Genomic DNA, 22,022 nt, shown 5'->3' with positions numbered 1-22,022 from the left:
CGAGACCATGACGACCTTCGACGCCGTGCTCGTGGCCAACCGCGGCGAGATCGCCTGCCGCATCATCCGTACCCTGCGCAGACTCGGCATCCGCTCGGTCGCCGTGTACAGCGATGCCGACCGCGGTGCCCGGCATGTGGCGCTGGCGGATGTCGCGGTGAGGCTCGGCCCCGCCAGGGCCCAGCTGAGCTACCTGGACCAGGGCGCCGTGCTCGCCGCCGCCGCGGCCACCGGCGCCCAGGCCATTCACCCCGGCTACGGCTTCCTCAGCGAGAACCAGGCCTTCGCGCAGGCCTGCGCCACCGCGGGCGTCGTCTTCATCGGGCCGAGCGTGCACGCCCTCACCGTGATGGGCGACAAGATCCGGTCGAAGAACCACGTCGCCGAATCCGGGGTGCGAGTCATCCCCGGGGTGTCCCTGGCCGGGCAGACCGACGAACAACTCATCGCGTCCGCATCGGGCATCGGCTACCCGATGCTGATCAAGCCATCGGCCGGAGGCGGCGGCAAGGGCATGGCGCGGGTCGACCGCCCGGGCGAGCTCGCCGAGGCGCTGGTCACCGCCCGGCGGGTGGCGGCCGCCGCGTTCGGCGATGACACCCTCCTGATCGAACGCTTCGTCAGCACCCCCCGGCATATCGAGGTGCAGGTGCTCGCCGATACCCACGGGGGCGTGATCCACCTCGGTGAACGCGAATGCTCGCTGCAGCGGAGGCACCAGAAGGTGATCGAGGAGGCGCCGTCACCGCTCCTGGACGGCGCGACCAGGGCCAGGATCGGTGAAGCCGCCTGCGCGGCGGCCCGCAGCGTCGGCTATGCCGGCGCCGGCACCGTTGAGTTCCTCGTTTCCGACGCGGCGCCGGACGAGTTCTTTTTCATGGAGATGAACACCCGGCTCCAGGTGGAGCACCCGGTCACCGAGATGATCACCGGCATCGACCTGGTCGAATGGCAGGTGCGGGTGGCCGCGGGGGAGCGGCTCGCCCACCGGCAGGAGGACATCGTGCTGACCGGGCACGCGATCGAGGCCAGGGTCTACGCAGAGAACCCGGAGCGCGGGTTCCTGCCGACGACGGGAACCGTGCTGGCGCTCCGGGAGGCGACCGGCGAGGGCATCCGGGTGGACAGCGCCCTGACAACCGGCCTCGTGGTGTCCGCCGACTACGACCCGATGCTCGCCAAGGTGATCGCCTGGGCTCCCGACCGGGCCGGCGCGCTCGCCCGGCTTGACCGTGCGCTCGCCGACACGCTCGTACTCGGGCTCTGCACCAACGTCGAATACCTGCGGCTGCTCGTGCAGGATGCCGACGTAGCCGCCGGCCGCCTCGACACCGGCCTGATCGAGCGCAAGCTCCCCGGGCTCGCCTTCCGAGCCGCCGACGACCACGTGCTGGCGGCCGCCGCGCTGTACCTGCACCGGGCAGCCTGGTCCGTCCCGCCGGGCGCCGACCTGGCCTGGTCCCGGCCGACGGGGTGGCGGATGGGTCCGAACCTGCCCACCCGGTACGTGCTGGCCGTGAGCGCGACCGAATCGGTCACCGTGGCGGTCGACGGGTCCCCGAGCGGGGCATCCGTCTCGATCGACGGAAGGCCGGTCGTGCCGGCGAGTCTCGTCCCGGCGCCCAACCGGGACGACGCCTTCGGGGTCGAGGTCGACGGCGTCACGCGCGTGTTCACCATCGCCGCGGACGGCGCCCGGCTCTGGATCGGCGGCGACGGCTTCTCGGTCGACATCGTGCACCGCACGGCAGCGGAGACCCTCGCCGCCGAACTCGACGGGCTGGGCCGAGTCGCAGGTGCGGCCAGTCCCGACGTGCGCTCGCCGATGCCGGGCACCGTGGTCGCCGTGCACACGGCCAACGGCGACCTCGTCGCCGTCGGGCAGGCCATCCTCACCGTGGAGGCCATGAAGATGGAGCACCGGCTCACCGCGGCCACCGCGGGCATCGTCACCGTCACCCTCAAGCCCGGCGACCTGGTCACACTCGACCAGATCGTCGCCACGGTCACCGACGCGCCCGAACCGGGCGCGTCCGGGCCGGACACCGCCACCGTCAACGCAGACAAGGGAGCACCACAATGAGCCACGAACTGACCGAGGAAAACCAGAAGCTGCAGGCCATGGTGCGCGACTTCGCCGACACGGTCGTCGCTCCCGCCGCCTATGAGTACGACACCAAGCGCGCCCTCCCCTACGGCATCATCGCCGAGATGGGGGAGATGGGCCTGTTCGGCCTGCCCTTCCCGAAGCGGTACGGCGGGCAGGGTCGCGACTACTTCGCCCTGTGCCTGGCCGTCGAACAGCTCGCGCGCGTCGACCAGAGCATCGCCGTCACCCTGGAGGCCGGCGTCGGCCTCGGCATCATGCCGGTGTACCGCCGGGGCACCGAGGACCAGAAACAGGAGTGGGTGCCCCGACTGGCCAGCGGATCGGCGCTCGCCGCGTTCGGCCTGACCGAGGCGGACGCCGGCTCGGATGCCGCTGGCACCCGGACCACCGCCGCCCTCGAGGGCGGCGAATGGGTGATCAACGGCACCAAGCAGTTCATCACCAACTCGGGCTCGGAGATCACCCGCCTGGTCACCGTCACCGCGGTCACCGGCGTAGAGACCCGGCCGGACGGTTCGGTCAAGAAGGAGCTCACGGCGATCCTCGTGCCCACGCCCACGGCCGGGTTCACCGCACTCCCGGCCTACGACAAGGTCGGCTGGCACACCTCCGACACCCACCCGCTCGTCTTCGACAACGTGCGCGTGCCGGAGGCGAACCTCCTCGGCGAGCGGGGCCGCGGCTTCGCGAACTTCGTGCAGACCCTCGACGAGGGCCGCATCGCCTTTGCCGCGCTCTGCACGGGGGCCGCGCAGGGCTGCCTTGAGGAGTCCATCCGCTACGCGAACAGTCGCAACGTCTTCGGGCGGTCGATCGGGTCGAACCAGCACATCGCCTTCAAGATCGCCCGGATGCAGGCCCGAGTGCACACCGCCCGCCTCGCGTGGCAGGACGCGGCGCTGAAAATGGTCAACGGACAGCCCTTCAAAATGGAGGCGTCCATTGCAAAAATGGTGGGCAGCGAAGCAGCGATGGACAACGCCAGAGACGCCACCCAGATCTTCGGCGGCTACGGCTTCATGAACGAGAACCCGGTGGCCAGGCACTACCGCGACTCCAAGGTGCTTGAACTCGGCGAAGGAACCACCGAGGTGCAACTCATGGTCATCTCCAGGGCGCTGGGGTTCACGGGTTAAGAAGGGAGACCGATGACCGACGAACGCCGCAGCATCGAACAGCGCGGCCTGTACTACGAGGAGTTCGACCCGAGTGTGCGCTACCTGCACCGGCCGGGCCGCACGGTCACCGAGGCCGACAACGTGCTCTTCACGACCCTCACCATGAACACGCAGGCGCTTCACCTCGACGCGGCATGGTCGGCCACCCAGCCGTTCGGGCAGCGGCTGGTCAACTCCCTGTTCACTCTGTCGACCCTGGTCGGCAGCTCGGTCGCCCAACTCACCCAGGGCACCATCGTGGCCAACCTCGGCTTCGCCGAGGTGACCTTCCCACATCCGCTGTTCCACGGTGACACGCTCTACTCGGAGACCGTCGTGACCGGCAAGCGGTTGTCGGCGTCGCGGCCCGGCCAGGGGGTCGTCACGCTCAGCCACACCGGACGCAACCAGTCCGGCGACGTTGTGGTCACGGCCGTGCGCACGGTGCTGGTCTGGTGCGAGGAGGTGGCCCCATGAGCTTCGACCTCGGGCCGGCGCTTCTGTTCTGCCCGGCCGACCGCCCAGACCGGTACCGCAAGGCGGCCGAACGGGCCGACGCCGTGATCATCGACCTCGAAGATGCCATCCTGCCGGCCAACCGGGCCAGGGCCAGGGCTGCGCTGATCGGGCATCCGCTCGACCCTGAGCGCACCATCGTGCGGGTCAACCCGGTCGACACGCCCGACTTCGCCCTCGACCTCGCGGCCCTCGAGGAGACCGCCTACCGAATCGTGATGCTACCCAAGACCGTCGACGCGGCGCAGCTGCGCCACCTTGCCCGGTTCGAGGTGGTCGCTCTCTGCGAGACCGCGGCGGGCGTGCTCGCGGCCCCCTCGATCGCGGCCGAACCGAACGTCGTCGCGCTGATGTGGGGCGCGGACGACCTCGTGGCGTCCCTCGGCGGAAGTTCGAGCCGGTTCGCCGACGGCAGCTACCGGGCCGTCGCCCGGTACGCGCGTTCGGCCGTGCTGCTGGCGGCGGGCGCGCACGGAAAGGCCGCCGTCGACGGCGTGTTCCTGGCCATCCCCGACCTGGCCGGCCTGGCCGCCGAGGTGGACGACGCCGTGGCGAGCGGGTTCCGGGCCACGGCGTGCATCCACCCCAGCCAGGTGTCCGTGATCCGGGATGCGTTCCGGCCCACCGCGGAAGAGGTGGCCGCAGCCTGGGCGCTCCTCGAAGCGGCCGCGGGCGAGGACGGCGTGTTCGCATACCAGGGCAGGATGATCGACTCTCCCCTGCTCCGGCACGCCGAGGCGGTGCTGCGGCGGGCAACGCCCACCGACCCGAGCGGGGCGGTGATCGACTAGAGTCGCCGCCCCGGCACGGTCAGTGCATGGCGGTCAGGCCGCGCTGGCAGCGAGGGTCGTCTCGATTGCCCGCACGATCTCGTTGGATTCGGGTTCGACGGTCGAGGCGAACCGGGAGACGATCTCCCCGGTCGGGCTGATCAGGAATTTCTCGAAGTTCCATTTGATCAGGCCGGGGAGCAGTCCGCTCTTGAACTGCGTGAGCTGGGCGTACAACGGGTGCTGGTTCTTACCGCGCACATCCACCTTTTCGGTCAGCGGGAACGTCACTCCGAAGTTCAGCTGGCAGAAGGATTCGATCGACGCCTCGTCGCCGGGTTCCTGGCCCATGAACTGGTTGCACGGCAGGCCGAGCACGACCAGGCCATCGTCCGCGAACTTCTCATACAGCGCCTCGAGGCCGGCGTACTGAGGGGTGAAGCCGCATTTCGAGGCGACGTTCACGACGAGGACCGTCTTTCCCCTGAACTGCCCGAAGGTCGTTTCGGTGCCGTCGATGAGGGTGAGGGGGGTCTCGTAGAGTGCGCTGGCTGACATTCTCCGATGCTAGCGTTGCACCCTTCGAGATGGCTGAGCGGAAACCGGGGGAACACGACCCAGGAGCGTGACCGTGCCCCGGGCCCGTCGCCCGCAGCCCGGTGCGGTAGACTCAAGAGTCGCCATCATTGTGCCTGCCCGGCATCGGCAGCCACCGGATCGCGACTCCGCCGCCCTCGAGCCGGCCCCGGGCGCCGTCGCCCATCGGGCGGCCAGACCGGCCACGTCCCCCAGGACGAGGCGCGAATCCAGACTTTGCACCACCCGTTCACCAGGGCCGCACGCCGGTCCGCCTACCGAGACCTGACTGCCCCGCGCGCGGTCTCACCCTGAGAAATGAGTTTCATTGACCAAGCACCACCTCGACCTGTCCACGCCGCCAGCGCTGCCCAAGCGCGGCCTCCGCATCACCCCCCTTGGCGGCCTCGGCGAGATCGGCCGCAACATGACCGTCTTCGAGCACAAGGGCAAACTGCTCATCGTCGACTGCGGCGTGCTCTTCCCCGAAGAGACCCAGCCCGGCATCAACGTGATCCTGCCCGACTTCTCGGCCATCCGCGGACGGCTGCAGGACATCGAAGCGATCGTGCTCACCCACGGACACGAAGACCACATCGGCGGCGTGCCGTACCTCCTGCGCGAACGCAAGGACATCCCGATCATCGGGTCTGAGCTCACCCTCGCCTTCCTCAGCGCCAAGATGGAAGAGCACCGCATCGTCCCGCGCCTGATCCAGGTCAAGGAAGGGCAGCGTCGCAAGGCAGGCCCGTTCGACCTCGAGTTCCTCGCCGTCAACCACTCCATCCCCGACGGGCTCGCCATCGCGATCCGCACCGAGGCCGGCCTGGTGCTCGCCACCGGCGACTTCAAGATGGACCAGTTCCCGCTCGACAACCGCCTCACCGACCTGCCTGGCTTCGCCAGGCTCGGCGAGGAGGGTGTCGACCTGTTCATGACCGACTCGACCAATGCCGAGGTCCCCGGTTTCACGATGACCGAGGAAGATATCCGTCCGGCCATCGACTCCGTCTTCCGCACCGCACCGCGCCGGATCATCGTGTCCAGCTTCGCGAGCCACGTTCACCGCATCCAGCAGGTCATCGACGCCGCCGCCCGCCACAACCGCAAGGTTGCCTTCGTCGGCCGCTCGATGGTGCGCAACATGGCCATCGCCGAGAAGCTCGGATTCCTCAAGGTGCCCAAGGGCCTGATTGTCGACGTCAAGGCGTTCGACCGGATGAAGGACGACAAGGTCGTGCTGATCTGCACCGGCTCGCAGGGCGAGCCGATGGCTGCGCTGTCGCGCATGGCGAACCGGGAACACCAGATCAAGATCGGAGAGGGCGACACCGTGCTCCTGGCCAGCTCGTTGATCCCCGGCAACGAGAACTCGATCTACCGGGTCATCAACGGTCTCACCCGCTGGGGTGCGAACGTCGTCCACAAGGGCAACGCCCGGGTGCACGTCTCCGGCCACGCCAGCGCCGGCGAGCTCGTGTACTGCTACAACCTCGTCAAGCCGAAGAACGTCATGCCGATCCACGGCGAATGGCGCCACCTCAAGGCAAACGGCGAACTGGCCGTGCGCACCGGCGTCCCGGAGGAGCAGGTCCTGATCGTCGAGGACGGCGTCGTCGTCGACCTCATCGACGGCCTGGCCAGGATCACCGGACGCGTCGCCTGCGAGCTTGTCTTCGTCGACGGCATGACCGGCAACGGTGGAGTCAGCGTAGGCAGCGGAGCCACCGAGGAAGCCCTCGCCGACCGCCTGCAGCTCTCTAACGACGGCGCGGTGACCATCCTCGGCATCCTGGATACCCGCACGGGCGTGTTGACCGAACCGGTGGAGTTCATCGCGCGCGGTTTCGTGCAGGACAGGGAGTGGATCGCCGGCGCCACCAAGTCGATCGACGATGCCCTTCGCGCAGCCAACAAGATCAAGATCGTCGACGGGCCACAGCTCGAGGACATCTTCACCCAGAGCGTGACCCGGTGGATGCAGCGCAAGTACCGCCGCATCCCGGTGATCACGTCGGTCGTCGTCGACGCGTGAGCGGATGCCGCCGGGCGCCCACCCCGGCGGCCGCCGTCTTCGCCGAACCCGGAAGTGATTTCGCCCCATGAGTACTGAGTTACGCAGCAGGAAAAGAAGGCGTCGAACGCGTCGCCGGTCGATCGTGTTGATCTCCGCCAGCGTTATCGTCGCGCTGCTCGCGACGACCGTGGTTGCCTTCGTCGTGAGCCTGCCGGACGACCTGGTCATCGGCCGGTTGTCGCAGAAGAGCAACGTCTACGCCACCCGGAGCGACGGCACACCGCAGCTGCTCGCGTCCTTCTACGACCAGAATCGGGCCGAGGTTGACTCGGAGGCGATCAGCCCGTTTGTGAAGGACGCGGCGACCTCCGCCGAGGACCCCGGCTTCTACGACCACGGCGCCGTCGACATCTGGGGGACCGTCGCCGGTCTCGTGTCGACCCTGGTGACCGGGACGGCCCGCGGCGGGTCTTCGATCACGCAGCAGTACGTGAAGAATGTGCTCGTGCAGAAGTGCGAGACCCTGGCCGACGAGAAGAAGCGGGCCAGCTGCTACGACACCGCCACGGAGACGAGCCCCGACCGAAAGCTCAAGGAAATGAGCCTCGCCATCGGCCTGGAGAAGAAGTCCTCCAAGGCTGACATCCTTCGCCAGTACCTGAACATCACCGGCTTCGGCGGGTCCGTCTACGGCATCGAAGCTGCCGCGAACTACTACTTCAACACGACGGCCGCGGCGCTGACCCTGCCGCAGGCGGCGAGCCTCGTGGCGATCGTGAACAACCCGGTCAAGTTCCAGCTCGACAAGCCCGAGAGCACCACCAACGGTGCGGCCAACGGTTACGCGGCCAACAAGGAACGGCGAGATTACATCCTCGGCGAAATGCGCAAGCACAAGAAGATCAGCAGGGCCGACCACGACGCTGCGGTCGCCTCGCCCGTCACCCCGACCATCACCGAGCCGAGCACGGGTTGCCAGACCGCGGCCGGCAGCGCCTACTTCTGCGACCTGGTGCTGCGCACGCTGCGCAACGACCCGGCCTTCGGCGCGGATCGCGCCACCCGGCTGGCCAACTTCCGGCTCGGCGGCTATAACGTCTACACGACCCTGGATCTCGACCTGCAGGCGGCCGCGGAGACCACCATGGCCAAGAACGTCCCGAAGTCCTACGACGGCTGGGATGTGGGCGGCGTCATCTCGAGCGTGGGCGTCGGCACCGGACGGGTGCTCGCAATGACCCAGAACAAGGACTACACCCAGGATCCGGCCGTGGCCGCCGCCAACCCCAATGCCACGGGCATCAACTTCAACACCGACTCGGACCAGGGCGGGTCGAAGGGGTTCCAGACCGGGTCGACGTACAAAGTCTTCACCCTGGCCGAATGGCTCAAGGAGGGCAACTCCCTCGCCGACTCGGTCAGTTCCCGGCAGCGCTCCGATTGGGGTGTCTTCCAGGACAGCTGCAACGGGCCGCAGAGCTTCCCCGGCTTCGACCCGAACAACGACGCCTCCTACGAGAACGGGTCGTATTACTCCGCCCTCCAGTCGACGATCAGCTCGATCAACACCGGGTTCATCGGCATGGCGAAGAAACTCGACCTCTGCGGCATCAGGAAGATGGCCGAGGGCTTCGGGGTACACCGGGCCGATCGGGACCCGCTCCAGCAGGGTGCCGCGTCGGTGCTCGGCACCAACGAGATCGCCCCGCTCACCATGGCCGCCGCGTACGCAGGGATCGCCAACAACGGGACCACCTGCACCCCGATCCTGATCGATCGGATCGTCGGGCCGGGCGGCGCGGAGATCCCCGCCCCGAAGTCGACCTGCACGCAATCCGTCACCCCTGATGTCGCCGCCGCGATGGCGTACGCGATGCATCGGGTGATGACCAGCGGCACGGGCGCAGCCTCGAACCGGGCGACCGACCCGGAGGTACCGATGATCGGCAAGACCGGCACTACCGACGGGAACAAGGACACCTGGCTGGCCGGGGCGAGTTCCAAGGTCGCCACCATCGTGGGCGTCGTGACCGTGTCCGGCACCGGGGAAGACCAGCGGGAGACATACTTCGACAGCGGCCAGGCGGCAACCGCCCGGCACCGGATGTGGCCCGACATGATGAGTGTCGCCAACGCGAAATACGGCGGCGACGATTTCCCCGATCCGCCGCGGAGCATGATCCGCTGACCTGCTCCGCGGGTGACCGCCGGGTCAGTGCGCGGCGGCAACCTCCGGGCTGCCGGTGGCGAGGTCTTCCAGCAGCAGCTCGGGGTGGTCGCGCACCGTGTTGCGCAGCCGCCAGATCGTGCTGAACAGCGCCAGCAGGGTACCGTCCGAACGCATCAGCACTTCGACCTGTCGGTCGTGGCCGAGGATCTCGGCGCTCTCCCGGTCGGTGCGCCTGGCAATCTGGTACGGCAGGGCCTCCGAACGGATGGCCGCGCCGAAGTCGTGGGTCATCCGTTCCTCGACGACCTCGAACTGCATCGGGCCGACCGCGCCGAGAACGGGTGCCTGGTCGCCGCGCAGTTCGGAGCGCATCACCTGGATGACCCCCTCGTGGTCGAGCTGGTCGATCCCGCGACGGAACTGCTTGTGCTTGCTGGTGTCGGCCGACCGCACCACCCGGAAGTGCTCCGGGGCGAACATCGGCAGCGGCGGGAACTCCACCGGGTCACCCTCGAAGATCGAGTCGCCCACCCGCAGGGCGGAGGCGTTGACCAGGCCGACGATGTCGCCGGGCCAGGCCTCGTCGGCCACCTCGCGTTCGCGGCCGAACAGGTGCTGCGCGTACTTCGTGGCGAACGGCCGGCCGCTGGCTGCGTGGGTGACGATCATTCCGCGGCGGAACTGGCCAGAGCAGACCCGAACGAACGCGACGTGGTCCCGGTGGGAGGCATTCATGCCGGACTGCACCTTGAAGACGAAGCCGGAGAACGCGCCGCCGACCGGCCGGTGGCCACCGGCGGCGTCCTCCCTGGCCTCGGCGGCCGGCGCGAAGTCGACGAGGGTGTCGAGGATGTGCTGCACCCCGAAGTTGAGCACCGCGGCGGCGAAGAGCACCGGTGTTGTCTCGTTGGCCAGGAACCTGGCCTCGTCATGGTCCTGGTCCTCCTCGGTGAGAAGCTCCGACTCCTCCGTCGCGGTCAGCCAGGCGTCGCCTTCGTCCGCGGCGGCGACGGCCGCGCCCACCCGTTCGAAGGCGGCGGCCTTCGCACCGCCGGCCGTGCGGGTGAACCGCACGAATTCGTGGCTCGAACGCTCGATCACGCCGCGGAAGTCCCCGGCGATCCCGACCGGCCAGGTCAGGGGAGTGGGGATGAGGCCGGTGCGCCGGCGGATCTCGTCCATCAGATCGAGCGCTTCGGCGCCGGGACGGTCCCACTTGTTGATGACGGTGATCACGGGGAGGTTGCGCTGACGGCAGACCTCGAAGAGCTTCATGGTCTGCACCTCGAGGCCCTTGCTCGCGTCCACGAGCATGACGGCGGCGTCGACGGCCGACAGCACGCGGAAGGTATCCTCGGAGAAGTCGGCGTGGCCGGGGGTGTCGACGAGGTTGATCACGGCGTCGCGATACTCGAACTGGATCGCGGCGCTGGTCACCGAGATACCGCGAGCCTGCTCCATCGCCATCCAGTCGGATACCGTGCCGCGGCGCCCGGCCTTGCCGTGGGTGGCCCCGGCGGTCGTGATGGCACGCGCATGAAGCAGCAGCGCCTCGGTGAGCGTTGACTTTCCCGCGTCAGGGTGGGAAATCACGGCGAACGTGCGGCGGCGTCGAGCCTCGGTCAGTACCTCGGGGGTGGACAGGCCGATGGGCTGCGTCATGGATCCTTCTTTCACGGGCGATTCAGGCAGGCGGAAGCGACGCCTCTGCGGCGGCCGGGTCAAAATCGTTCCCCTCCAACTCTAACTTGACCCGCGAGCAGGGGCGTTTCGCACTCCGGACCACACGGTTTGGTAACGGTTGGGGCGTGTCCTTTGCCTCTGCGCCCGCGGGGGTTATTGTCGCACTGAACGGAGGGAGTGACGGATGCCCCGACCGCCCATGCACGGACACGGCACGCGGACCGCAGGCGTTCCGCCCACCGGGCCGGGAACCCTCCAGGGGCCGCCCGCCATCTCGCTCCCCATCCTCGTGCCCGGCTCCGTCCAGTCGCTGCCGACCCCTCGCACCCTGCGCCGCACGATAACCGACACCGACCTGACCGTTCACCCTCTCGCGCTCGGCACGAGCGTGTTCGGCTGGACGGCAGACGGGGAGACCAGCGCCCGCGTGCTCGACCGGCACCGAGACCTCGGCGGCAACTTCCTCGACACCGCCGACAGTTACACCTCAGGGCGCAGCGAGGTGATCGTCGGGAATTGGCTGCGCTCCCGCGGCGCACGCGACGGCACCGTGATCGCCACCAAGATCGGCAAGAACCGGGACAACCCCGGACTGTCGCCGCGCAGCATCATCGGCGCGGTGCAGGCCTCGCTCGACCGGCTCGGCACCGACTACATCGACCTGTTGCACTTCCACTTCGACGACCCGACCGTGCCCCTGGAGGAGAGCCTCGGCGCCGTCGACGTGCTCATTCGCAGCGGCCAGGTGCGCTACCTCGCCGCGTCGAACTTCTCCGCCGAACGGCTGATGGAGGCCCGGGTGCTCGCCGCCAACGGCCTGCCCCGGTTCGTGGCGCTGCAGACCCAGTACAGCCTGCTGCACCGCACGCCGTTCGAGTCCTCGCTGGCCCTGGTCACCAGGGCGCAGGGCATGTCGGTGCTGCCATACTTCGCGCTCGCGCACGGCTTCCTGGCCGGCCGCTACCGGTCGAAGGCCGACCTGCAGAAGACGACCCGCGCCGCCCGCGCCGCCAAGTACGTCACCCGCACCGGCCTGCGGATGCTTGCGGCCGTCGACCGCATCGCCGAGGAACACGCCGTGGCCCCGGCGACCATCGCGATCGCCTGGCTCCTCGCCCGCGACCAGGTCGTCGCCCCGGTGGCCAGTGCCAGCCACCCCGACCAGGTGGAGGCGCTCGTCGTCGCCGCCGGCATCCGTCTCACCCGGGGCGACATGGTGGACCTGGACCGGGTGTCCGCGTAGCGAGGCCCGCGGTCGCGGGGAACGGGTCGCCCGCGGGCGCGAGTCGGGCCCCGGCCGGGCCGGTGCGGTGCGGTGACGTAGGGTGGGGGAGATATGAACGGTGCCGTTGAGTTTCCCCTGGACCTGGCCGAACTCTCCTTCCGAGCGGCCGGTGAGTCCCTCGTGCGTCGCAGCGTGCTGCCGAGCGGGGTGCGCATCGTCAGCGAGCACGTGCCCGGCAGCCGCAGCCTGACCATCGGCTACTGGGTCGCCGTCGGCTCCCGCGACGAGGAGCCCGGCCACTTCGGGTCGACTCATTTCCTCGAGCACCTCCTGTTCAAGGGCACGGCGAAGCGCACGGCGCTGGACATCGCGATCGCCTTCGACTCCGTCGGCGGCGAACACAACGCAATGACCGCGAAGGAGTACACCTGCTATTACGCCAAGGTGCAGGACCGTGACCTGCCGATGGCGGTCGAGGTGCTCACCGACATGCTCACCTCGTCGCTGCTCGACCCGGTCGAATTCGAGAACGAACGCGGCGTCATCCTCGAGGAACTCGCCATGGCCGACGACGACCCGTCCGACGTGGCGAATGAACGTTTCTTCGAGGCCGTGATGGGCGAGCATCCGCTCGGCCGGCCGATCGGCGGCAGCCCCGACACGATCCGGGCCGCCACCCACGCCGCCGTGCAGGATCACTACCGGGCCAACTACCGCCCCCAGGATCTCGTCGTCACGGTGGCCGGCGCGGTCGATCACGACGTGCTCGTCGCCGGCGTCACCCGCGCCCTGACGATGGCCGGCTGGGATCTCAGCGAATACGCGGCCCCGGTCGGCCGCCGCTCCGGCAGCCCTGCGACCATCAGCCCGGGTGCCCGGCTCACGATCGTGCCGCGGCCGTTGGAGCAGGCCAACCTGCTGATGGGGTTCCCGGGTCTCCTCGCCACCGACGACCGTCGCGTCACCATGAGCGTGCTCAACTCCATCTTCGGCGGAGGCATGTCCTCCCGCCTGTTCCAGGAGATGCGGGAAAGGCGCGGCCTGGCCTACTCGGTCTATTCCTTCGCCCCCGGGTACTCCGACGCCGGGCTGTTCGGTATGTACGCCGGCTGCACTCCGGCGAAGACCGGCCAGGTTGCCGAGCTCATGCTCAGCGAGTTGCACCGACTCGCCGAGCACGGCGTCACCGCCGACGAGATGAAGCGGGCGTCGGGCCAGCTCTCCGGGGCATCCGCCCTCGCCCTCGAGGACTCAGACACCCGGATGTCCCGGCTGGGCCGCTCCGAGATCACCCTCGGCGAGTTCGTCGACCTCGATGAGGCCCTCCGCCGCCTCGCGCTGGTCACCGCCGCGGACGTGCAGGCGCTGGCCGCCGGCCTGGCCGCCGGCCCGATGTCGATCGCGGCCGTTGGTGCACTGCAGCCCGACGCCTTCGCAGCCATCCTGCCTGACACGATCTGCTCCTGACTTTCCCGCCAACCGACCCCGGCGCAGACGCCGGCAACCGACTCCGGCAGCCTGATTCCCTTGCCCGGTCGCAGTGAATCGAAAGAGAAGAACTTGCCCCACTACATCTACCTCGTGCGCCACGGTGAACAGCAGGATGCCGAGCACGGCCTGCCGGACGGGCCGCTGTCCGCACGCGGCAAGCGCCAGGCCCAACTGATCGCAGAGCGCCTCGGCGGCGTGCCGTTCACGGCCGCGTTCCATTCCCCGCTCCAGCGGGCGGCGGAGACGGCGAAGATTATCGCCCAGCGCCTTCCGGCGCTGACCCCTGAGCCGTCGGCGCTGCTCTTCGACTGCATCCCGTCCGGCATGGCGCCGGAGACCCCGACGGCATACGCGCCCTTCTTCGGCGCGGTCACCGAGGCGGAGATCGAGGCCGGGCGCGCCCAGATGGAGGACGCCGTCACCGAGTTCCTGCAGCCCCGGCGCGGTGATCACCATGATCTGCTGATCACGCACAACTTCGTCATCGCCTGGTTCGTGCGAGAGGTGCTCGGTGCACCCGACTGGCGCTGGATCAGCATCAACCAGGCCAACTGCGGCCTCACCGTGCTGCACCAGAAACCGGGCAGGCCGTGGACCATGGTCACCCACAACGACACCGGGCACCTGCCGGTGGAGCTCCGCACCGGCCTGCCCGACCCGCTCCTGTTCTAGCGGAGCGCGACCGGAGTCTGCGGCCTCAGGCGAGGAGCTTGCAGTACCAGTTGGTCGCGTTCGGGTTGTCGTTGTAGGGGGCGCAGTCCTCGTACCCGACGCGCGAGTAGAGCACCCCTGCGGCCGTCAGGCTTGCGTTCGTGTCGAGCACGAGCTCGTCGGCACCGAAGCCCCGCGCCCGCCGTTCCAGCTCGGCGAGCAGGGCCCGGCCCCAGCCGCGGCCCCGCACCTGCGGCTGCAGCCAGAGGTGCTTGACCTCGTAGCGCACCCGCCCAGCCGGCGAATTCTCGATCCGGCGGATGCCGCCGCAGCCGACGAACGCCCGCTCCCGTTCGCCGGTCTGATCGCTGACGAGTAGGAACACCCCGTGTGGGTGCAGGAACTGGTCCGGCGTGGGAAACGTCGTGCGGTAGGCACCCTGGTCGGTCGGGAACGTCGACTCGCGGTCGCTGAAGTACTGGGTGAGCAACACGATCGAGCCGGCATCCGTCACGGACACGTCGCTGAAGGCCGGGGCACGAGGATCGGACATGGGTCAAGGCTACTTCGCGCCTGCGCTGCGGCAAGGGCCCGCCGCCCTTGGTAGATTGGAACCATGACAACACGGGTGGCCATCGTCGGCGTAACAGGAACGATGGGCCGCCTCGTCGCCGCACTGATCGAGAAAACGGACGGCTATGAGCTCGTCGCCGGGCTGAGCTCCGCCAGCGACCTGGCCGAGATGCTCGGCGCCGACGTGGTGATCGACCTGACCGTGCCCCGGGCCAGCGAGGGCATCGTCGACTTCGCCGTCGATAACGGGCTCCGAGTGCTCGTCGGCACCTCCGGCTGGTCGCAGGAACGGATCGACTCGCTCGCCCGCCGCATCGCCGGGCGCGACGACACCGGCGTTGTCATCATCCCCAACTTCTCCATCGGCTCGGTCATCGGCACGGCGCTCGCGGCCATGGTCGGCCGGTTCTTCGACTCGATCGAGATCGTCGAGGCGCACCAGGCCGGCAAGGTCGACTCGCCGTCGGGCACCGCGGTGCGCACGGCTGAGCTGATCGGGCGGGCCAGGGCCGGCCTCGGCCCGGTCTCCGCGCCGCACGTCGACCAGCGCGCCCGCGGTCAGCAGGTCTCCAGCGTCCCCGTGCACAGCCTTCGGCTCGAGGGGCTGCTGGCCCGCCAGGACGTCATCTTCGGCGGCACGGGGGAGACCCTCACGATCAGCCACAACACCCTGTCCGCGTCGGCCTACGAGCGCGGCATCCTGCTCGCCCTCGCCGCCGCCGTCTCGGCCCGCGGTGTGACGGTCGGACTCGACCAGGTCGTCGACCTCGGCCTCGGGGAGCCGGCCCGGCCGGATGCTCCGGCCGAACCGGGACCGGACGACTCCGCGCCGGCACGCTCCGGCCCCGACGACTCCGCGCCCGACGACTCCGCGCCCGATGAGTCAGGGGCCGGCGCATGAAGGGCCGCCTGGCCGTTGTCCCGATGACCCTGCTCCTGGCGTTCTACCTGGTCCTCGTCGGCTGGCGCGCGGTGCTGTTCGTGCTGAGCGGCGACCCGGTTGGCATCCTGATCGGAGTGGCGCTCATCGTCCTGCCGCTGATCGGGGTCTGGGCGCTCGTACTGGAACTCCGGTTCGGCCGAAGCTCCGAGCGGCTGGTGCGCCGGCTCGCAAGCGAGGGCGGGCTTCCCGTCGAGGACCTGCCGACGCGTCCGAGCGGACGACCGCTCCGGGACGCCGCCGATGCTGAATTCCCACGTTTCAAGGCCGAGGTGGATGCCGCCCCCGGCGAGTGGCGGGCCTGGTTCCGCCTGGGACTGGCCTACGACGCGTCGGGAGACCGTCGCCGGGCCCGCGGCGCCATCCGCACCGCCATCGCCCTTGAACGCTCCGCCACGGCGGTCGCACCGCCCCGGTAGCGGCCGCTGCGATCGGACGGGTTCGGCTCAAGGCTGGGCGAGCATCCAGTCGACGGCTTCGGACGCGGTGCGCTGGGAGAAGATGAACCCGTCCCTCTGAAGCAGCGTCGAATCGACCTGCTGGTCGGCCAGTAGCAACGCACGCGCGGCGTCCTGCAGGGCCAGGGTCAGCACCAGCTCCGGCACCGGGATCTTGAACGGGCGGTGCAGCGCCCTGGCGACCGCTTTGATCACGTCGTTCGAGCTGGCAGGGGTCGGGCCGACCAGGTTTACCGGGCCGGACAGGGTCGAATCGAGCAGGTGTACGATCGCGGCGGCCTCGTCGCGCAGGCTGATCCACGGCCAGTGGGCCGTTCCGCGGCCGAGCGGACCGGCCACGCCGAGGCGCACCAACGGCAGCAGCGGACGCAGCGCGCCGCCCCGTGCGATGACCAGCCCGGTGCGTAAGGTCACGACCCTGGTCTGCTCGGGGGCGAGCATGGCCTCGGACTCCCAGGCGGCGACGACGCCGGCCAGGAAGCCGGTGCCCGGCACCGACTCCTCGGTGAGTACCTCGCCCGGGCGGTCGCCGTAGATGCCGACCGCGGAGGCATTGAGCAGCACTGCGGGCGGGCGGACGCTTCGCCTCATGGCGTCGGTCAGCGTGCGGGTGGCCTGCACCCTCGACTCGAGGATCTGGCGGCGATACCCTGGGGTCCACGGCAGGCGGGCGAGCGACGCTCCGGAGAGGTTGATCACCGCATCCACCTGCCCGAGCGCGGCCTCGTCCAGGGTCAGCGCGGCCGGGTTCCACCGGAACTCGTTGGGTGACCGCGGGTCACGGCGCACCAGGCGCGCAACCGTGTGGCCCGCCGCGCCGAGCTGGCGGCAGAGCTCGGTGCCGATCAGGCCGGAGGCCCCGGAGACTAGAACTCGCATCAACGCCCGGCCCGGCTAGGCCAGCTCGGCTTCAATGGTGATCGGGATGCCGGCCAGCGCCTTGGAGATCGGGCAATTGATCTTGGCGTCTGCGGCGAAGGCCTCGAATTCCACTTCGCTCAGGCCCGGCACGCTGGCGCTGACGAGGAGGTGGCTGCCGACGACGCCGACCCCGGCCTCGAAGGTGACGGCCGCGGTGGTCTGGATGCTTTTCGGGGTGTGCCCGGCGTCGCTGAGCTCTTTGGCGAGGGCCATCGAGAAGCAGGCGGCGTGCGCGGCACCGAGGAGTTCCTCCGGGTTGGTCGTGTTCGGGCTGCCCACCGAGCGGGCCTGCCAGGTCACCGGGAATTCGGCGGCGTGCGATGAGTCTAGGGATACGGTGCCCTGGCCGGACTTCAGATCGCCGGTCCAGACGGTGGTTGCTTCGCTGGTCAATGCCATGGTGTTACCTCCTGAGTGGACCTCCAGCCTAGCCATGCGCCCTCGAGAGCAGGTCGACCCAGTCTGGGAATTGGCAGGGAGGGCGCTACAGGGCGGAACGCGGACTGCGCCCGAGCAGGCCTGCCCGAACCAGCAGCAGGAACAGCTGGCAGCCGAGGCAATAGTCGAACACCGCGTTGAGGAACGCCGCGACGAACGCGGCCGAGGCCGCGATGCCAACGAAGGGCGCCAGGCCGGCCAGGCCGAGGATCACGCCGCCAAGGGTGACCAGCAGGCCAACGCCCTGGGCGAAGGTCGGCGGAGCCGGGTTCTCCAATTCGAGCGGCGGTGCCAGCCGGGGCCGCACGAAACGTTTGAACAGCAGGCCCCACGGGTGGCGGCCGGCGCCCGCGAATGCCCCCCACGCGAACAGGGCGGCGAGACCTGCCAGCAGGGCGAGCGCGGCGGCGGACGCCCCGGTGAGAGAGAGGAACACCACAACGAGCAGCAGCACGGCCGTGATTCCGGCGCCGAAGCGCGGGCCGCGCGGGTCGAGGTTCGGCCGACGCGCGCGCGATTCCCCGCTGGCTGATCCGGTCGAGCCGGGTGCGGTCGGGCTTCGTTCAAAGGGCGACGTCGACATGTTGGCTCCCTGGAAGGTCGTCGAGGTGGGCGATGATCCCGGCCTTGTGCGGCGCGCCGCCGACCCGGGCCTGCACCCGACCGGTCCGGTCGAGAACGAGCGTGGTCGGGGTCTGCGACACCTGGAACCGGCGGGCCAGGTCGGCCCGGTGGGTGAGGTCCACCTCGACGTGCACGACGCCGGTCCGGGACCTCGCGACGCCGGCGAGCATCCTCCGGGTCCCCGGGCAACGGGAGCAGTGCTCAGTCGAGAACTGCACCAGGGTCGCCTCCGCGCCGAAGGACACGGTGCTGGCGACATCCGCCGGGGTCAGTGCGGGCGCCTCCGCCACGTCGGTGAAGCGGCCCTGCCGGGCACGCCAGGCCAGTCCGAGGCCGCTCGCGCCGGCCACGAGCGCCAGCACACTGCCGAGGGCGAGAATCGGGTCCATGCCACAACGGTACGGGCGCCCCGACCTCGCCGGGGGAGTGTGACGACAGGTTACGGCGGATGCCCGGCCGCGGCGGTCGCCGCGTGCGATCCGGCGCGGTGACCGATAGCCTGTAAGTCGTGTCTACGTCCTATAACCCCTTCGGCCAGGTCCTCGTTGCCCTGGTCACTCCCTTCACCGCCGACGGCGAAGTCGACTGGGTGGGAGTGGCGAAACACATCGACGACGTGATCACCGCCGGCGCCGACGGCATCGTCGTCACCGGCACAACCGGGGAGACGTCCACTCTGACGGACCCGGAGAAGATCAGGCTGGTCGAGGTTGGCAAGGACGTCGCGGCCGGCCGCGCGAAGATCATCACCGGTGGAGGGTCCAACGAGACCGCGCACGCCATGCAGCTGGCCCGCCAGAGCGAGAAGGCCGGCGCCGACGGCAACATGATCGTCACCCCGTATTACAACAAGCCCACCCAGTCGGGCATCCTCACCCACTTCCGGATGATCGCCGACGCCACCGACCTGCCGGTGATTCTCTACGACATCCCCGGTCGCACGGGCGTCCCGATCAACTACGAGACCATCCTGCGCGCGGCGAAGCACCCGAACATCCTCGCCGTCAAGGACGCCAAGGGGGACCTGGCCCAGGTCAGCCGGGTGCTCAACCAGACCGATCTTCTCTACTTCTCGGGTGACGACCCCAACGTGCTGCCGCACCTGTCCATCGGTGCGACCGGCCTGATCGGCGTCACCGCGAACATCGCGGCCACGCCGTACCGGCAGATGGTGGATGCCGTCAACGCCGGCGACCTGAAGACGGCCACGGCCGCGCACCGTCAGCTCGAACCGCTCGTGCGGGCCTGCATGACCCACGTACCCGGCACCGTCGCGGTGAAGTACATCCTGCACGGCCTCGGCCGGATCGGCAGCCCGCGGGTGCGGCTACCCCTGGTCGGCCCGGAGGACTTCGAGGCCGCGCAGATCGAGGACGAGATCGACCTCGTCAAGAACATCCCCGGCGTCGACTTCTCCAACTTCCGCCCGGACCGCAACGCCGCCGCCGGCGGCGCGCTGCCTAAAATCGCTGGAACAACACGCTAATCACGCCACCGACCCCCTAGGAGGGCCCATGCCCATCGACGTCTACGACCCGGCCCCACTCGAACCGGGCACGATGCGGGTCATCCCGATCGGGGGTCTCGGCGAGATCGGCCGCAACATGACCTCGTTCGAGATCGACGGCAAGATCCTCATCGTCGACTGCGGGGTGCTCTTCCCCGAGGAGCACCAGCCTGGCGTCGACCTCATCCTGCCCGACTTCAGCCCGATCAGGGACCGCCTCGATGACATCCTCGGGGTCGTCCTCACCCATGGGCACGAGGACCACATCGGCGCCGTGCCCTACCTGCTCAAACTGCGCCAGGACATCCCGCTGATCGGGTCAGGGCTCACCCTCGCGTTCATCGAGGCGAAGCTCAAGGAACACCGGATCACTCCGTACACCTTGCAGGTCAAGGAGGGCCAGAAGGAACGCCTCGGCCCGTTCAACCTCGAGTTCGTCGCCGTCAACCACTCGATCCCCGACGCACTGGCCGTGGCGATCAAAACCGTCGCCGGCACCGTCCTGCACACGGGTGACTTCAAGATGGACCAGCTCCCGCTCGACCACCGGCTGACCGACCTGCGGGAATTCGCCCGGCTCGGCACCGAGGGCGTCGACCTCTTCCTGGTCGACTCGACGAACGCGGATGTCCCCGGTTTCACCCCGTCTGAGCGCCTGATCGGGCCGGTGCTCGAGGACGTCATAGCCCGCGCCCCGCGCCGGGTGATCGTCGCCAGCTTCTCCAGCCACGTACACCGGGTGCAGCAGGTGCTCGACGCCGCGTACGCGAACGACCGCCGGGTGGCGCTGCTCGGCCGGTCGATGGTGCGAAACATGACCATCGCCGCCGAGCTCGGCTACCTGCGGGTGCCGGAGGGGGTGCTGGTCGATTTCAAGAAGGCCGGCAGCATCCCCGACGACAAGATCGTCTACATGTCCACCGGTTCACAGGGAGAGCCGATGGCCGTGCTCAGCCGGATGGTGAACATGGACCACCAGGTCGAGGTCGGCCTCGGCGACACCGTCATCCTCGCCTCCAGCCTGATCCCCGGCAACGAGAACGCGGTCTACCGGATCATCGACGGACTGACCAAGCTCGGCGCCACCGTCGTACACAAGGGCAACGCCAAGGTGCACGTCTCCGGGCACGCCGCCGCCGGCGAATTGACCTACTGCTACAACATCCTCAAGCCGAAAAACGTGCTGCCCGTGCACGGCGAGTACCGCCACCTCGTCGCCAACGCCAAGCTCGCGGTCGAGACCGGGGTGCCGGATGCGAACGTGATCCTCGCCGAGGACGGCACCGTGCTCGATCTCCGCGCCGGCGTGGTGCGGAAGGTCGGCCAGCTCGACCTGGGCTACGTCTACGTCGACGGGTCCAGCGTCGGCGAGATCACCGACGCCGATCTCAAGGACCGCCGCACCCTCGCCGAGGAGGGGTTCATCTCGATCATCATCGTGGTCGACGCCTCCACCGGCAAGGTCATCGTCGGTCCGGAGATCCACGCCAAGGGATTCGCGGAGGACGATTCCGTCTTCGACGCCGTTCGGCCCAAGATTGAGGCCGCCCTGGCCGAGGCCGCGCAGAACGGGGTGCGTGACACGCACGCCCTCCAGCAAATCGTTCGACGCACGGTCGGCCGCTGGGTCAACGTGGCCTTCCGCCGCCGCCCGATGATCGTTCCCCTGGTGATCGAGGCGTAGCGCCCGGCGCGCGTCGCGTCACCCCGGTGACGCAACGCGTTCGTGAGAGTGGCCTCCGCCGGCCTCCTGTCCGCCCCTGTCGCCGTGCGGGTCACGGCGATCGACGCGATCCGGTATTGACCGACGGCCCTGCCGCCCTGCCNCGATCCGGTATTGACCGACGGCCCTGCCGCCCTGCCGCGCCGGTGGTCGAGCGGCGCCGGTGGTCGAGTTACCGGTGGTCGAGTTACCGGTGGTCGAGCCTGTCGAGCTGCGGGGGCGCGTCGCGCCCGGGTGAGCGGCGAAGGCATCCGCTTTCTGAGGAGACTTCCACGAGCATGCCCGGCCAGCGGGTGGCGCCGGGCCGGGCGTCCCGGCTCAGGGCCGGGCGGGCGGGTGCACGGGCAATGGGGCTGTGGCCGGTAGGGGGATGCGGTGTTGGTGGGGGTCGATGTTCGGGGGTGGTGTCAGCCAGTAGCCGGTGTTGTCGCGGGTGATTTCCCAGTGTTGGTTGTGCAGCAACCTGTGGTGC

20 protein-coding genes are annotated in these 22,022 nt (G+C 69.2%); 13 read left to right on the top strand and 7 right to left on the bottom strand.

Annotation, left to right across the window (positions count from 1 at the left end; all coding sequences use genetic code 11):
• The first annotated feature begins 7 nt into the window (after nt 1–7).
• Genes E3O19_RS12540 through E3O19_RS12525 form a run of 4 tightly spaced genes read left to right on the top strand, consistent with a single transcriptional unit; the run spans nt 8 to nt 4,574 of the window.
• On the top strand, nt 8–2,083 hold the full coding sequence (locus E3O19_RS12540) for an ATP-binding protein (RefSeq protein WP_134568105.1): 2,076 nt from the start codon (nt 8–10) through the stop codon (nt 2,081–2,083).
• Entirely contained in the window at nt 2,080–3,246 is a 1,167-nt protein-coding gene (locus E3O19_RS12535; RefSeq protein ID WP_134568092.1) for an acyl-CoA dehydrogenase family protein, read from the top strand. Before E3O19_RS12540 ends, E3O19_RS12535 begins: the two co-directional genes overlap by 4 nt.
• A 12-nt stretch (nt 3,247–3,258) precedes the next feature.
• On the top strand, nt 3,259–3,744 hold the full coding sequence (locus E3O19_RS12530; protein ID WP_134568090.1) for a MaoC family dehydratase: 486 nt from the start codon (nt 3,259–3,261) through the stop codon (nt 3,742–3,744).
• A complete protein-coding gene (locus tag E3O19_RS12525; protein ID WP_134568088.1) occupies nt 3,741–4,574 on the top strand; it encodes an HpcH/HpaI aldolase/citrate lyase family protein in 834 nt (277 codons plus the stop codon). Before E3O19_RS12530 ends, E3O19_RS12525 begins: the two co-directional genes overlap by 4 nt.
• A gap of 33 nt (nt 4,575–4,607) precedes the next feature.
• Here E3O19_RS12525 and E3O19_RS12520 read toward each other — a convergent pair whose 3' ends face one another.
• Nucleotides 4,608–5,111: a glutathione peroxidase gene (locus tag E3O19_RS12520; protein ID WP_134568086.1), complete on the bottom strand. Its 504-nt coding sequence runs from the start codon at nt 5,109–5,111 to the stop codon at nt 4,608–4,610.
• A 346-nt stretch (nt 5,112–5,457) separates the two neighbouring features.
• Between E3O19_RS12520 and E3O19_RS12515 the strand changes: the two genes are divergently transcribed.
• The gene (locus E3O19_RS12515; protein ID WP_134568084.1) at nt 5,458–7,164 is read left to right on the top strand and encodes a ribonuclease J; all 1,707 of its coding nucleotides are present in this window, start codon (nt 5,458–5,460) and stop codon (nt 7,162–7,164) included.
• A gap of 124 nt (nt 7,165–7,288) precedes the next feature.
• Nucleotides 7,289–9,334: a transglycosylase domain-containing protein gene (locus tag E3O19_RS12510; RefSeq protein ID WP_166804564.1), complete on the top strand. Its 2,046-nt coding sequence runs from the start codon at nt 7,289–7,291 to the stop codon at nt 9,332–9,334.
• Nucleotides 9,335–9,358: 24 nt separating this feature from the next.
• On the opposite strand, the gene E3O19_RS12505 is transcribed toward E3O19_RS12510, so the two are convergent.
• Nucleotides 9,359–10,978, bottom strand: a complete 1,620-nt coding sequence (locus E3O19_RS12505; RefSeq protein WP_134568080.1) for a peptide chain release factor 3 — start codon at nt 10,976–10,978, stop codon at nt 9,359–9,361.
• 205 nt (nt 10,979–11,183) lie between these two features.
• Here E3O19_RS12505 and E3O19_RS12500 point away from each other — a divergent pair, with 205 nt between their 5' ends.
• From E3O19_RS12500 to E3O19_RS12490, 3 genes are all read left to right on the top strand, one after another.
• The gene (locus tag E3O19_RS12500) at nt 11,184–12,242 is read left to right on the top strand and encodes an aldo/keto reductase (protein ID WP_134568078.1); all 1,059 of its coding nucleotides are present in this window, start codon (nt 11,184–11,186) and stop codon (nt 12,240–12,242) included.
• A gap of 93 nt (nt 12,243–12,335) precedes the next feature.
• Complete coding sequence (locus E3O19_RS12495) at nt 12,336–13,691, top strand: M16 family metallopeptidase (protein WP_134568076.1); 1,356 nt, start codon at nt 12,336–12,338, stop codon at nt 13,689–13,691.
• Nucleotides 13,692–13,784: 93 nt separating this feature from the next.
• The gene (locus E3O19_RS12490; protein ID WP_134568074.1) at nt 13,785–14,387 is read left to right on the top strand and encodes a histidine phosphatase family protein; all 603 of its coding nucleotides are present in this window, start codon (nt 13,785–13,787) and stop codon (nt 14,385–14,387) included.
• Nucleotides 14,388–14,412: 25 nt separating this feature from the next.
• Here the strand turns inward: E3O19_RS12490 and E3O19_RS12485 are convergent, their stop codons facing one another.
• Nucleotides 14,413–14,919, bottom strand: a complete 507-nt coding sequence (locus E3O19_RS12485) for a GNAT family N-acetyltransferase (RefSeq protein ID WP_134568072.1) — start codon at nt 14,917–14,919, stop codon at nt 14,413–14,415.
• Nucleotides 14,920–14,982: 63 nt separating this feature from the next.
• Here E3O19_RS12485 and dapB point away from each other — a divergent pair, with 63 nt between their 5' ends.
• The gene (gene dapB, locus E3O19_RS12480; protein WP_134568070.1) at nt 14,983–15,840 is read left to right on the top strand and encodes a 4-hydroxy-tetrahydrodipicolinate reductase; all 858 of its coding nucleotides are present in this window, start codon (nt 14,983–14,985) and stop codon (nt 15,838–15,840) included.
• Complete coding sequence (locus E3O19_RS12475; RefSeq protein ID WP_134568068.1) at nt 15,837–16,298, top strand: tetratricopeptide repeat protein; 462 nt, start codon at nt 15,837–15,839, stop codon at nt 16,296–16,298. Before dapB ends, E3O19_RS12475 begins: the two co-directional genes overlap by 4 nt.
• Before the next feature lie 27 nt (nt 16,299–16,325).
• Here the strand turns inward: E3O19_RS12475 and E3O19_RS12470 are convergent, their stop codons facing one another.
• From E3O19_RS12470 to E3O19_RS12455, 4 genes are all read right to left on the bottom strand, one after another.
• Entirely contained in the window at nt 16,326–17,216 is an 891-nt protein-coding gene (locus tag E3O19_RS12470; RefSeq protein ID WP_134568066.1) for a TIGR01777 family oxidoreductase, read from the bottom strand.
• 15 nt (nt 17,217–17,231) lie between these two features.
• Nucleotides 17,232–17,657, bottom strand: coding sequence for an OsmC family peroxiredoxin (locus E3O19_RS12465; RefSeq protein WP_134568065.1), 426 nt, complete (start codon nt 17,655–17,657; stop codon nt 17,232–17,234).
• Nucleotides 17,658–17,742: 85 nt separating this feature from the next.
• A complete protein-coding gene (locus E3O19_RS12460; RefSeq protein WP_134568063.1) occupies nt 17,743–18,279 on the bottom strand; it encodes a DUF4395 domain-containing protein in 537 nt (178 codons plus the stop codon).
• On the bottom strand, nt 18,260–18,709 hold the full coding sequence (locus tag E3O19_RS12455) for a TlpA family protein disulfide reductase (RefSeq protein WP_134568061.1): 450 nt from the start codon (nt 18,707–18,709) through the stop codon (nt 18,260–18,262). The genes E3O19_RS12460 and E3O19_RS12455 overlap by 20 nt, the downstream gene beginning before the upstream one ends.
• Nucleotides 18,710–18,828: 119 nt before the next feature.
• Here E3O19_RS12455 and dapA point away from each other — a divergent pair, with 119 nt between their 5' ends.
• Both dapA and E3O19_RS12445 read left to right on the top strand, forming a co-directional pair.
• Nucleotides 18,829–19,806, top strand: a complete 978-nt coding sequence (gene dapA, locus E3O19_RS12450) for a 4-hydroxy-tetrahydrodipicolinate synthase (RefSeq protein WP_134568059.1) — start codon at nt 18,829–18,831, stop codon at nt 19,804–19,806.
• Nucleotides 19,807–19,834: 28 nt separating this feature from the next.
• The gene (locus E3O19_RS12445; protein ID WP_134568057.1) at nt 19,835–21,511 is read left to right on the top strand and encodes a ribonuclease J; all 1,677 of its coding nucleotides are present in this window, start codon (nt 19,835–19,837) and stop codon (nt 21,509–21,511) included.
• Nucleotides 21,512–22,022: the final 511 nt, after the last annotated feature.

The sequence above is a fragment of the Cryobacterium algoritolerans genome (genome assembly GCF_004402785.1).
Taxonomy (GTDB): Bacteria; Actinomycetota; Actinomycetes; order Actinomycetales; family Microbacteriaceae; genus Cryobacterium; species Cryobacterium algoritolerans.
This window is presented reverse-complemented; position numbering and strand designations above follow the sequence as displayed.